Below are 12,944 nucleotides of genomic sequence, written 5' to 3' on the forward strand. Positions count from 1 at the left end.
CGGCTCAGTTCAGATTGGCCGAGGCGGTCTTGACCGGGTTGCGTTGGGCCGCAACCATGGGGACGACGGTGGGGGTCACGGCATCGCCGGGACGGACGCGCTGCAGGCCGTTGACGACGATGCGCTCGCCGGCGGCAAGACCGGAATCGACCACGCGCAGGCCTTCCTGGTTGGCGCCCAGCTTGATCTGGCGGTAGACGGCATGGTTCTTGTCGTCCAGCACCAGCACGTAGCGCTTGTCCTGGTCGGTGCCGATGGCTTTTTCGTCGATCAGCACGGCCTGGCGCGGTTCACTGCCGCCCAGGCGGACGCGGGCGTACAGGCCGGGCAGCAGCAGGCCGTCGGCGTTGTCGAACTCGGCGCGCACGCGGATCGTGCCGGAGGTGGTGTCCAGACGGTTGTCCACGGACTGCACGACCCCGGTGCGCGAATAGCCTTCTTCGTTGGCCAGGCCCAGCTCCACCGGCACGGCGCCGGAACGGCCGCTGCGGGCGGGGTTCACATAGCGCAGGAAAGTTTGTTCGTCCACGTCGAAGGATGCGTACATCTTGGAGACCGACACCAGCCGGGTCAGCGGCACGGAGCTGGCGCCGGCCGCCACCACGTTGCCCACCGTGACCTCGGCGCGCGACACGCGGCCGTCCACGGGGGCTTCGATGCGGGTGTAGCCGAGGTTCAGGCGGGCATAGTCCAGCGCGGCTTGCGCGCCTTGCAGGTTGGCGGCGGCCTCGCGCGCGGCGTTCTGCTTTTCCTCGAAGTCGCGGCGGGCGATGGCGTTGTCGGTCAGGAGGCGCTGGCCCCGGGCCAGTTCGCTGGCGGTGTAGGAGGCGCGGGCTTTGGCGGCGGTCAGGGCGGCGGCGGCGCGGTCGACCTCGGCCGCATAGGGGCGCGGGTCGATGGTGAAGAGTACGTCGCCCTTCTTGACGATGCTGCCGTCCTGGAAGTGCACGGCGGTGAGAGTGCCCGACACCAGGGGACGGATGTCGACGCGGTCGATGGCTTCCAGGCGGCCGGAGTAGCGCTGCCAGTCCACGATGGTCTTGTTGAGGACTTCGGCCACCTCGACCGGCGTGGCGGCGGGAGCGGTTTGCGCCTGGGCGGCGTTGGCGCCGGCCGGGGCGCGGAAGAGGGCGTAACCTCCGCCAGCGGCGATGACGGCTGCAAATACGGCGAGCACAGCAATACGATTGCGCGAAACCATGGTGTTTCCTTGAGAGATGATGGGGCGAAAGCGCGCTTGCCTGGGTGAGCCTGGGGGCGGGAGGCGGCTGCGGCGGTCCGGGGCAGGCCTGTCCTGAGGATCCGATGGGGATGCTGCGGTGCAGCATGAAATACTGCTGCGCATCCCAGGCAAAGGCGCCTGATCGGGGCGGGTCTTTGCGGTTGCCGGAATCTGAGGATAGGCATGCCCTTTGATGGCGCCTGGCGGCAAGGGCACTTCAAGATGGTTTGCATTCTGAGCCGTTTAGGGGGTCGGATAAACCCGTATGTTTCGGCAACACTAGTCGCTGAAACCGACTAATCAATGTCGAAATCGGGTTATGCTCCGTCCACACCGACTATTTCCCCTAAAGGACACCGTCGCCATGGACCGTTTTCAGGCTATGCAGGTGTTTGTGCGCGTCGTGGACGCCAATAGCTTCACCCGGGCGGCCGACAGCCTCTCGCTTCCGCGCACCACCGTCACCACCATCATTCAGAACCTCGAACGCCTGCTGGGCGTGCGTCTGCTCAACCGCACCACGCGCCGTATCGGCCTGACGCCCGACGGCGCCGGCTACTACCAGCATTGCGTGCGCATCCTGGCGGACGTCGAGGAAACCGAGGCCTGCTTCCAGGAAGCGGCCCTGCGCCTGAAGGGCAGGCTGCGCATCGACGTGCCTACCTGTATCGGGCGGCTGATCCTGATTCCCTCATTGTGTGATTTCCACGACAAGTACCCCGACGTGGAACTGGTGCTGGGCCTGGGCGACCGTCCCGTCGACATGGTGCAGGAGGCCGTGGACTGCGTGATCCGCGCGGGCGACCTGGAGGATTCCAGCCTGGTCGCGCGCCGCATCGGCACCCTGCAGAGCGTGACCTGCGCCTCGCCCACCTATGTGGCGCGCCACGGCCTGCCGCAGAGCATCGACGAACTGCGCGACCACCACGCCGTGCATTATTTCTCCAGCCGCAGCGGGCGCAATTGCGGCTGGGACTTCAGGGTGGACGGCAAGCACCAGGAAGTGGAAATGAAGGGCGTGGTGTCGGTGAACGAGGCCGGCGCCTATCTGGACTGCGGGCTGAAGGGCTTCGGTCTGATTCAGACCCCCCGCTACATGGCGTTGCCGCACCTGCAATCGGGCGAGCTCATCGAAGTGTTGCCGCAATGGAAGCCCAGCCCCACGGCGATCTCGGTGCTGTATCCGCAAAGCCGCCAGTTGTCGCCCAAGGTGCGCGCCTTCGCCGACTGGGTGGCGGAATTGTTCGCCAGCTGCCCGCTGCTGAGCGGCCGCGACGAGACCGATCCGGCCGCCGCCAGCTGCAGCGTCTATGCGCGCCAGGTCAGTCAGGCGAACACCCTGGCGTCCACCGCGCCCCGGCCGGCGCTGGAGGAATACCTGCCGCCGCGCCGCCGGACCGCGCGCGAAGAGGCCGCGGAATACGCTTTGTAAAGCGTTTGGCGTGGAGGGCGGATCCGCCCTCCACCCGCGGAGCCACGGGAAACCCCGTAGTAAATACAGGCCTTGTGTCCCTCGAATTGCACGAAACGTCTGTATAGTCCGACAGTCAAAGCCTACAACGCCCTTACTGTCGATCCGCTCCATGCAGCCTGTACTACCCGCTTATCTGATCGCCCGTTGGCTTTTGTTGCTCGTGCTGTTGGCAGGGGTGTACTTCCTCAGCGGATTCCTGGTCCCCGCGCTCGCCGCCCTCATCATCGGCCTGGCCAGCTGGCCCCTGTACCAACGCCTGGTCGCGCGCTGCGGCGGCCGCACCGCGCTGGCCGCCTCGTTGGCGCTGCTGGTGGTGATCGTGGTGCTGATCGTGCCGATGTCGTTCGCGCTGTCCTACGCCATCAAGGAAGCCAGCACCTTCTTCGCCTGGGCCATCGCGGCCAACCGCCACGGCGTGGACGTGCCCAACTGGATCACCTCCATGCCCGTGGTGGGCGAACGCCTGGGCCAGTACTGGGAATCCTATATCGGCCAGCCTCATGCGCTGGGCGCGCTGGTCGAGGCCGTCAGCGGCGAACATCTGGGCAATATCTACCGCATGGTGCTGGCGGCCACGGGCAACCTGTTCCAGCTGCTGCTGACCGTGCTGTTCATGTTGATCACGCTGTTCTTCGTCTACAAGGACGGCATCCGCATGGTGGCCCAGCTGGACGTGCTGGGCGAACGCATCCTGCCGGCGCGCTGGCTGCGCTTTTCGCGCGTGGTGCCGGCCACCATCAATTCCACCGTCACCGGCATGGGCCTGATCGCGCTGGGCGAAGGCGTGGTGCTCGGCATCGCCTACTGGGTGGCGGGCGTGCCGTCGCCGGTGCTGCTGGGCGTGGTCACGGGTTTCATGGCGCTGATCCCCGGCGGCGCGCCGCTGTCGTTCACGCTGGTGTCGCTGTATCTGGTGGGCTCGGGCCATCTGGTGGCGGGTATCGCCCTGATGGTCTGGGGCAGCGTGGAACTCTTCATCGTCGACAAGACCCTGCGTCCGCGCCTGGTGGGCGGGCCGGTCAAGCTGCCTTTCCTGCCGACCTTCTTCGGCCTGGTCGGGGGCGTGAAGACCATGGGCATCGTCGGGCTGTTCGTGGGCCCGGTGCTGATGGCCCTGCTGGTGGCGGTGTGGCGCGAATGGGTGCACCATGAAGTCCAGGAGCGCGACGCCGCCCGCATCAATCCGCCTACCCATCCCCCCGCCGCCTGAATGCCATGTTGTTGCCCGATGATCAGATAGCCGTCCTGCGCGAGCAGGGCTTCGTGGTGGCGCGCCAGTTCGCCAGCCCGGAACAGGTGGTGGCGCTGCGCGCCCTGGCCGAACGCCATTTGCGCGAGCACGTCGCGCCCATCGAATACGAAGCCGACCTGCGCTACCCCGGCGCGCCCGAGTCGCGCACGGCCGTTGGCGGGCTGACCGTGCGCCGCCTGCTGAACGCCTACGCCCGCGATCCCTTGTTCGCGCAATGGGCCGCCGATGCGCGCATCGGCCAGTGGCTGGGGCGCTATTTTGGCGAAACGCCGGTGCTGTCCACCGTGCACCACAACTGCGTGATGACCAAGCACCCGGCCTACGGCAGCCTGACGGGCTGGCACCAGGACATCCGCTACTGGTCGTTCTCCGATACGGACCTGGTCTCCACCTGGCTGGCGCTGGGCCCGGAAACGCGCGCCAACGGCGGCCTGTCCTTCATTCCCGGGTCGCATGCGGCCGCCTTCGCGCCGGAACAGTTCGACCCGCAGAAATTCTTCCGCGACGACGCGCCCCAGAACGCCGAGTGGATCGCCCGCGCGGTCTGTCCCGAATTGCAGGCCGGCGACGTGGTGTTTTTCCATTGCCGCACCTTGCACGCGGCCCAGGGCAACAGCAGCGACCGGGTGAAGCTGTCGGTGGTGCATACCTACCATCCGCAGTCCTGTCATCCCATGCCGGGCACTCGTTCGGCCAGCCAGCCCGGCGTGCCGCTGCCGGTCCAGGCAGCCTGACGAGACGAGACAAGCGCCGCGGTCTGCGGCGCTTGTCCTTCCTCCAATAGCCGCAAGCGCGGCCCACCGGCGCTTCCCCGGGCCCGGCCTTCCACGCATTGTTCCCCGTTCAGGCCTGCAAATTGCGCCTGCAAACGGGTCGCTGACCCCAGTTTTCGCCCTGCGCGTCTGCATCGAGGCGGGTGCGGTCCTGGGCGTCGTTTCCGCAACGCAAGCGGGCGCCTCGACAGAATGGGCCTAGTCCTATGCCTTGCGCGGATAGGAGCGGACTAGCCCGATGTCCCGCCAAGGCCGCGAAAACTAGCATTCAGTTGTTGAGTACGCGGACTGAAAAAAGGGCTCCCCAACAGCTCCACATTCACAAGCGCACGCAGCAAGAAAGCCGCTCGCAACGGCGATTTTTCTCACCTCAAACCCCATCTCAAAGACATCATGAAAAAGAACCTCCTGACCGCCGCCCTTGCCATCGCCGGCCTCGCCACTTTCGCCAGCGCCCACGCCGCTGACGGCACCATCGAATTCACCGGCAACATCACCGCCAACACCTGCGCCATCAACGGCGGCAACGGCGGCGAGAACTTCACCGTGGCGCTGCCCTCCGTGTCGGCCAAGACGCTGGAAACCGCGGGCGCCACCGCCGGCCGCACGCCGTTCAAGATCGCGCTGACCGGCTGCACCACCGACCAGCCGGTTTCGGTTCACTTCGAAGGCGGCCCCACGGTTTCGCAGACCACCGGTCGTTTGACCGTTGACGTCGGCGGCGCCAGCAACGTCGAACTCGGCCTGCTGAACAATTCGTTCGGTGAAATCAAGGCCGGCGCTGCCTACGGCCAGCAGAACTCGCAAACGGTGAACCTGGCTAGCGGCAAGGCCGATCTGGACTACTTCGTCGAATACCACTCGCTGGGCGGCGCCACCGCTGGCGCAGCCAACTCGCGCGTGCAGTACTCGATCTCCTACCAGTAATACGCAGATCTCGGCGGCCGCCTCCCGGTGCCGCCGAGGCGCGTGTTTCCCTGCAAGCCGTTTCACCCCGCTCCCCGAGACGGCTTGGAAGGAAACCGACCATCCACGCAGCATTCACCACCAAGGGCCACATCATGAAATCTCTACGCCGCACCCTGATGGCCGCCGCAGCGCTTGCCGCGGGCTGTATTGCACTCCAGGCGCAGGCCAGCGTCGTCATAGCCAGCACGCGCGTGATCTATCCGGCGCAAGAGCGCGAAGTCACCATCAAACTGAGCAATGACGGCCGCACGCCGGCCCTGGTCCAGTCCTGGCTGGACGACGGCAACATCACCGATGCGCCGGAAACGCTGAAGGTCCCCTTCGTGTTGACGCCCGCCATCTTCCGCGTGGATCCCGGCAAGGGACAGACGCTGCGGCTGATCCACACCAAGGAAGCGATGGCGCAGGACAAGGAAAGCCTGTTCTGGCTCAACGTGCTGGAAGTTCCGCCCAAGCCCCAGGCCGGCGAAGACGCCAATCGCCTGCAGATCGCATTCCGCACGCGCATCAAGGTGATGTACCGCCCGCAGGGTCTGCCGGGCCAGGCGGATGAGGCTCCTGCCCAGCTGCGCTGGGAGATCGCCCCTGCCCAGAGCGGCAAGGGCTACGCGCTGAAGGCCAGCAATCCCACGCCGTATGTCGTGAACCTGGGCAAGGTGAGTTTGCAGTCCGGCAGTCAGTCCTTCGATGCCGGCGCCGGCTACGTCAAGCCGGGCGAGTCCGCGCTCTTCCCCGTTGCAGGACTGGCATCCACGCCCGTTGCCGGCTCCCAGGTCAAGTTCAACAGCATCAACGACTGGGGCGCGAATGTCGCAGGCTCGCAGCCTTTGATGTCGGGCTCCGCGTCCGCCACGCGCTAAAGCCGCCAGGCCGCGCAAGCGTGCGGCACCTACCTCCTGAAAACCTCTTTGTGATGGATGCCGGCAACGGCATCCCCAGGGAGGGTTTTGCCCAGCGTTTCCACCGAGCTCACTCCTCAACGCCGTCACCATGAAAAACTCTCTGTCCCAGCTCCTGCATACGCGAGATCGCGCCCGTCTGCGCCTTACGCCCCTGTGCGCAGCGTTGCTGGTGGCTCTGGCCTTGCACGACTTGGACGCGCTGGCCGCCGAGGCCGCCGCGCCCGGACAAATGGTGGCCTCGGTGGAGTTCGAGGATGCTTTCCTGATGGGCGGCTCGGGCCAGCGCACCGACCTGTCGCGTTTCGCCAAGGGAAATGCGGCCGCGCCCGGCAACTATTCGGTGGACTTGTTCATCAACCAGGGCTATGTCGGCCGCGTGGATGTGCCGTTTGCGCCGGTTGCCGGCGAGACGGCGGCGCAGCCAGTTTTCGACCGCCAGCTGCTGCAGCGCATCGGTGTCGATCTGGGCAAGCTGCCTGCCGAGGCGACCGAAAAGCTGGCGCAGGGCGCCAGTCTGCGTCTGGATGAGATCGCGGCCGACGCGGGCAGCGATTTCGACTTTGGCGACCAGCGCCTGGACCTCAGCATTCCCCAGGCTGCGATGAGCCGCCACGCCCGCGGTTATGTCAGTCCGGAACTGTGGGACTCGGGCGTCAACGCGGCCATGGCCGACTACGACTTCAACCTGTACAACTACCGCAACAAGGCCTTCGGCGGCACGCAGCGGCAGGGTTATCTGGGCCTGCGGGCCGGCGCCAACATCGGCGACTGGCGCCTGCGCCACAACGGCTCCTACTCCTTCGATTCCCAGGGCCGGCGTCAGTATCAGAACATCTCGACCTACGCACAGCGTGAGATCGTGGGGCTGTCGTCGCAGCTGACCCTGGGCGAAGCCTACACCAGCGGCGAACTGTTCGACTCCACGCCCTTCAAGGGCGTGCGCCTGGCCAGCGACGACCGCATGCTGCCCGATTCGCTGCGCGGCTACGCGCCGGTGGTGCGCGGCGTGGCCAACAGCAACGCGCGTGTCACCATCCGCCAGAACTCGGTCATCATCTACGAAACCACGGTGGCGCCCGGCGCCTTTGAAATCACCGACCTTTATGCCACCGGCTACGGCGGCGACCTGGATGTGTCCGTGCAGGAGGCCGATGGCAGCGTGCGCAAGTTCTCGGTGCCTTATGCGGCCGTGCCGATGTCGCTGCGCCCCGGCGTGAGCCGCTACAGCGTGGTCGGCGGCGCCGTGCGCAACAAGCAGTTGTCGAAAAGCCCGCAGTTCCTGCAAGCCACCTACCAACGTGGCTTGTCCAACCTGGTGACGGGCTATGCCGGCGCCACGGTGGCGCAGAACTACACCTCGGCCCTGCTGGGCGGCACGCTCAATACATCGGTCGGCGCGGTCGGCCTGGACGCGACCCAGTCGCGCCTGTCGCGCGACGGCGCCACGCATACCGGCACCAGCTTGCGTGCCAGCTATGCCAAGAGCCTGCCGGATACCGGCACCAACGTTTCCATCGCGGCGTACCGCTACTCCACCGGAGGCTTCTATGGCCTGAACGAAGCCATGAATTCGCTCTACGGCTACGGCCAGTACCGCTATACCGGCAGCATGGTACGTGAGCGCAACCGCGCCTCGCTCGTCATCAGCCAGCAGTTGGGCGGACAGCGCGGCAGCGTCAATTTCACCGGCTCGACCGTGGACCACTGGAACCGCGATGGCCGCGACGTGAACTACAGCATTGCCTATGCCAACACTTACAAGACCATCGGCTACAACCTGACGGTTCAGCGCCAGCGCGACAGCCGCCAGCAGATGGGCACCGCGGTTTACGCCACCTTCAGCATTCCGCTGGGCAAGACCAATCCGTTGAGCCTGTCTACCAATGTGGGGCGCGATGCCACCGGCCGCATGCAGATGCAAAGCACGCTGTCCGGCTCCACGGGCGAGGACAATCAGCTGTCCTATGGTCTTAGCGCCGACCATGCTTCCGGCGGCTCGGGCAGCAGCAGGAATGGCGGCAGTGCCAATTTGCTTTACCGTGCGCCGGTGGCGGAATTCATGGGCAGCGCAGGCGTCGGCACGGGCTACTCGCAAAGCTCGGTCGGCATGCGCGGCGCGGTCGTGGTCCATCCGGGTGGCGTCACGCTGTCGCAACCTCTGTCGGAAACCTTCGGCATCGTCGAAGCGCCCGACGCGGAAGGCGCGCGGCTGCTCAACGCTTCAGGCGTGCGCGTCAACAGCCGCGGCTATGCGGTGGTGCCGCATCTGACGCCGTATCGTATGAACGCGGTGGAGATCGATCCCAAGGGCCTGTCCACCGACGTGGAATTGCAGGTCACCAGCCAGCAGGTGGCGCCGCGCGCCGGCGCGGTCTCGATGCTGCGGTACGCCACGGTCTCGGGCAGCTCGGCCATGCTGGTGGCTCTGCGGGCTGATGGCAAGCCGCTGCCGTTCGGCGCCAGCGTGGTTGACGAGCACGGCGTGGAAGTCGGCCTGGTTGGGCAGGCCAGCCGCGTGCTGGCCCGCGGGCTCCAGGACAGCGGTCAACTGATGGTCAAGTGGGGCGAGCAGCCTGGTGAATCTTGCCGCCTGGACTACGAGCTCCCCGCACTCGAAAAAGGGACCCGTGCCGACACCTATCGGCAGATTGAGACCCGTTGCCAATAATCAACTCTCTTCTAATAGCTACCGATCGGAACTGCAACATGAAAACGCTTCGAAACTTGTATTTAACGGGCGCTGCGCTGCTTTTGCTGTCGCTGTCGCCAAGTGCTTCCGCGACGCTCTGTCAAAACGCCAATTGGATGCCCGATGGAATGACGATTCCAGAGATCGTCGTAGATCCGAGTGCCCAGGTTGGGGCTGTGCTGCACGTTCTTCACTTGTACCGTTCGGCTGGTAGCAACAATGGTCCCTGTCTCAGCTCCACGGTCACGATGACGTTCACTGGGGCAGACGCCCTTATCGCGCCTAACACCTACAACTCGCGGATTCCGGGAGTTGGCTACCGCTTGCGGATAACGAGCGGCGGGTGTACGTCGGCCTACTTTCCCACGAGTTGCTCCGGAAAGTTTGGGCCTGGCGTCCCCACGCACACGATGGAAATGGAACTGGTTAAGACAGGGCCTATTACCTCCGGAAACCGCCCCGCAGGCGCGCAGATAGCCACCTGGCGCGACAACTACAATCACCCTACCTACACTGACGACTTCGCGCGTTTCACCCTTTTCCAAGCCATTTCGGTAAGAGTGCGGCAGCCGCCCACTTGTTCAATTTCGTCGGCGGGACCGATCAAGGCCTCATTGGGAAGTTTCCCCGCAAAGAGCTTCAAGGGCGTTGGCTCCACCTCACCCGCGCGGCCTGTCAACATCGATTTGAAATGTAATGGCGGAGATCCAGGCATGTCCGCCGAGGCCCATGTCACGCTGACGGATGCCACCAACACCGGCAACCGCTCCAACGTATTGACCTTGTCGCCGGACTCCCAAGCCAAGGGCGTCGGCATCGAGGTTTTGAAGGGCGACACCGTGCTGGCTTATGGCCCGGATTCGAACGCAACCGGGAACCTGAACCAGTGGCACGCCGGCACCATTTCCACGGGCATGAGCACGTTCTCCATCCCGCTGACGGCGCGCTATGTGCAGACCGACCCTGTCGTGACGCCAGGATCCGCCAACGGCCGCGCCACCTTCACGATGAGCTATCAGTAGGAAGCCGAGCCGCCGCGGCCTGGATCGCCGCGACGTTGAAAGCGCGTGCCGTATGGATTGCGAATGACCGGCAATGAAGAAAGGCGTGCGTACCGACAGCTATCGGCAGCTTGAAACCCGCTGCAAATAGCCACGCTTTTCCTAATTGCCATGGACTGGAAACCATACGATGACTAAATTTCCGAACTTGTTTTCGCTTGCCGCAGGCTTGCTGCTCATGCTGGGGCTCTCCGCGCAGGCGGCCGGGCAGGCGATGTGCCAAGTCCCCAACTCAATGACCTTGAGTCTTCCCTCCGAACTGACATTCGATCCCAACGCGGCGGTAGGGGATGTGCTGTACTCGATTTCCTCTCCCGTCACCATTACCGGTTCGGGCATAGGCTGCGTCTCAAAATCGACCACCATGAACTTTTATGGCGATGCGGGCTATGGCGGCGCCATCGGCAATCTCTATCCCACCGGCATCCAAGGGGTGGCTTTCCGCCTGAGAATGCCGACGCATACTTGCGCGGCAGGTCGTTACTGGCCCATAAGTTGCAAGGGTACATTTGGACCGAACGTCCCGCCGCATACGCTCGAGTACCAACTGGTCAAGACAGGCCCCACAGGCTCGGGCACGCTCTCGAGGAACGTCGGCTACTGGTGGGGGGATGCCAATATCCTTACGAAGTTCGCGATGATCTATCTGGCGTCCTCCGTTGCCGTGAAGCCCCAATCCTTACCCACCTGTTCCTTTACGGCCGGATCGGTCCAGGCATCGCTGGATAATGTCTCCGCGAAGAGTTTCACCGGCGTCGGCTCTACCTCGCCCGCTCGGCCTTTCAGCATCGATCTGGCCTGCAAGGGGGGAGACGAAGGCATGTCAGCGCAGGTCTACGCTACGCTGACGGACGCCACGGACGCCAGCAACCGGTCCAAGGTGTTGAGCTTGTCGCCAGGCTCCCAGGCCAAGGGCGTCGGGATTCAGGTCCTGCATGAAGGCGCCGTGCTGGGATATGGTCCGGATTCCAGCGAGCCCACCAACGTAAACCGCTGGCACGCAGGTACCGTGGCCACAGGCATGACTGCCTTTTCCATTCCGCTGGCGGCGCGCTACGTGCAGACCGACCCTGTCGTGACCCCCGGTACTGCCAACGGCCGCGCCACCTTCACGATGAGCTATCAGTAGCGGCCTGTTCCGGGTTCGCCGCGCGCCCCAGCCACCACAACACAGCCGTCGCGGCCAGGATCGCTGCCACATTGAATTGCAGGGCGCTGGCGAAAGCGCGGGCGTGACGTTCGGCCGCGCCGGCATCGGCATAGGCGTCCAGCGTGCCTGCATACAGCATCCCCGCCGCCGACACGCCCAGCGCCGCGCCCACCTGCTGCAAGGTCGACACCACGCCCGCCGCCATGCCGGCCTGGCGGTCCTCCACCAACCCCAGCGCCAGGTTCACCAGCGGCGTATTGACGGCGCCTTGCGCGGCGCCCAGCCACACCAGCGCCGGTAGCAGCGACCACGGCGCGAGGCTGGCGCCGGCCGCGCCGACCTGCAGCATCAAGGCGGCCGTGGCGCCGCCATACAGCAGCGCGGCCAGCGCAATGGCGCGCGTGCCGTAGCTTGCGACCAGCCGCGGCGCCGCCATCGATCCGGCCACGAAGCCCACGCTGGCGGGCGCGAAGATCAGGCCCGCCGTCAGCGCGTCCAGTCCGAAACCGGTCTGCACCAGCAGCGCATAGCAGAGGAACATGGCGCTGGCGGTGGAGAACACCAGCATCACCAACAGGCAGCCGGCCGCGAAGCGCGGCTGCGCCAGCAAGGCCATGTCGACCAGGGGCGCGCCGCCACGGGCCGCGATGCGGCGCTGCATGCGCACGAACAGCGCCAGCACGGCCAGCGCCGCCACGCCGCACGCCACCGTCCATGCGGGCCAATGCCGCTGCGGGCCTTCGATCAGCGCCAGCAGCAACAAGGTCAGGCCCGCGCCCACCAGCGCCGCGCCGGGCCAGTCCATGCGCGCGCCCGAAGGCTCCCGCGATTCCGGGATGTGACGGGCCAGCCGCAACGCCAGCAGGCCCAGCGGCACGTTAAGCAGGAAGATGCTGCGCCATGCCAGCCCGAACAGGTCGGCATGCACGATCCAGCCGCCCAGCACTTGTCCGGCAATGGCCGCCAGCCCCAGCGTCATGCCCAGCAGGCCAAACGCCCGCCGCCGCTCGTGGTCGTCGTAGCTGACGCGGATCAGCGCATACACCTGCGGAAACAGCATGGCCGCCGCCATGCCTTGCAGGACGCGCGCGGCGATCAGCGTGTCGGCCGTGGGCGCCAGGCCGCACAGCGCCGAGGCCAGCGCGAAGCCCGCCATGCCCAGCATGAACAGGCGCCGCCTGCCGTGGCGGTCGCCGAGCCGGCTGCCCGCGATCAGCAGCACGCCGTAGGCCAGTTCGTAGGCGGCGATGATGAAACTGATCTGCGCGAAGCTGGCGGACAGGGTGGATTGCATGCTGGGGATGGCGACGTTCACCACGAACAGGTCGAAGATCGTGATGAAGCCGCCAGACAGCAGTACAGCCAGGCCCAGGCGGCCCACGGGCTGCGGCGCGGCGTGCAGTGCGGGGCAGGGAAGCGCGGAGGAAGTCATGGAAAGCGCCATCGGAGTGT

The 12,944-nt window shown here is 65.7% G+C and carries 10 protein-coding genes; 8 read left to right on the plus strand and 2 right to left on the minus strand.

Features of this window, described 5'->3' with window-relative positions; translation table 11 throughout:
- Positions 1–4: 4 nt before the first annotated feature.
- Positions 5–1,201 (minus strand): efflux RND transporter periplasmic adaptor subunit, encoded by a 1,197-nt coding sequence (locus tag FOC84_RS16000; protein WP_173145270.1) that lies wholly within the window; start codon positions 1,199–1,201, stop codon positions 5–7.
- Positions 1,202–1,586: 385 nt separating this feature from the next.
- Here FOC84_RS16000 and FOC84_RS16005 point away from each other — a divergent pair, with 385 nt between their 5' ends.
- The 8 genes from FOC84_RS16005 (at position 1,587) to FOC84_RS16040 (ending at position 11,471) form a co-directional block, all read left to right on the plus strand.
- Positions 1,587–2,654 (plus strand): LysR family transcriptional regulator, encoded by a 1,068-nt coding sequence (locus tag FOC84_RS16005; RefSeq protein WP_173145271.1) that lies wholly within the window; start codon positions 1,587–1,589, stop codon positions 2,652–2,654.
- Positions 2,655–2,805: 151 nt separating this feature from the next.
- A complete protein-coding gene (locus tag FOC84_RS16010) occupies positions 2,806–3,906 on the plus strand; it encodes an AI-2E family transporter (RefSeq protein WP_173145272.1) in 1,101 nt (366 codons plus the stop codon).
- 5 nt (positions 3,907–3,911) lie between these two features.
- On the plus strand, positions 3,912–4,682 hold the full coding sequence (locus FOC84_RS16015; protein ID WP_438800876.1) for a phytanoyl-CoA dioxygenase family protein: 771 nt from the start codon (positions 3,912–3,914) through the stop codon (positions 4,680–4,682).
- Positions 4,683–5,114: 432 nt separating this feature from the next.
- A complete protein-coding gene (locus FOC84_RS16020; RefSeq protein ID WP_173145273.1) occupies positions 5,115–5,648 on the plus strand; it encodes a fimbrial protein in 534 nt (177 codons plus the stop codon).
- A 134-nt stretch (positions 5,649–5,782) separates the two neighbouring features.
- Positions 5,783–6,550 (plus strand): fimbrial biogenesis chaperone, encoded by a 768-nt coding sequence (locus FOC84_RS16025; RefSeq protein ID WP_173145274.1) that lies wholly within the window; start codon positions 5,783–5,785, stop codon positions 6,548–6,550.
- Positions 6,551–6,680: 130 nt separating this feature from the next.
- Positions 6,681–9,260 carry a fimbria/pilus outer membrane usher protein gene (locus tag FOC84_RS16030; protein WP_173145275.1) on the plus strand — a complete coding sequence of 860 codons (2,580 nt, stop codon included), beginning with the start codon at positions 6,681–6,683 and terminating at the stop codon, positions 9,258–9,260.
- A gap of 149 nt (positions 9,261–9,409) precedes the next feature.
- A complete protein-coding gene (locus tag FOC84_RS16035) occupies positions 9,410–10,303 on the plus strand; it encodes a fimbrial protein (RefSeq protein WP_438800885.1) in 894 nt (297 codons plus the stop codon).
- A 169-nt stretch (positions 10,304–10,472) separates the two neighbouring features.
- Positions 10,473–11,471 (plus strand): fimbrial protein, encoded by a 999-nt coding sequence (locus FOC84_RS16040; RefSeq protein ID WP_173145277.1) that lies wholly within the window; start codon positions 10,473–10,475, stop codon positions 11,469–11,471.
- Here FOC84_RS16040 and FOC84_RS16045 read toward each other — a convergent pair.
- The gene (locus FOC84_RS16045) at positions 11,452–12,924 is read right to left on the minus strand and encodes an MFS transporter (RefSeq protein ID WP_173145278.1); all 1,473 of its coding nucleotides are present in this window, start codon (positions 12,922–12,924) and stop codon (positions 11,452–11,454) included. The genes FOC84_RS16040 and FOC84_RS16045 overlap by 20 nt on opposite strands.
- Positions 12,925–12,944: the final 20 nt, after the last annotated feature.

The organism is Achromobacter pestifer, assembly GCF_013267355.1.
Taxonomy (GTDB): domain Bacteria; phylum Pseudomonadota; class Gammaproteobacteria; order Burkholderiales; family Burkholderiaceae_B; genus Achromobacter; species Achromobacter pestifer_A.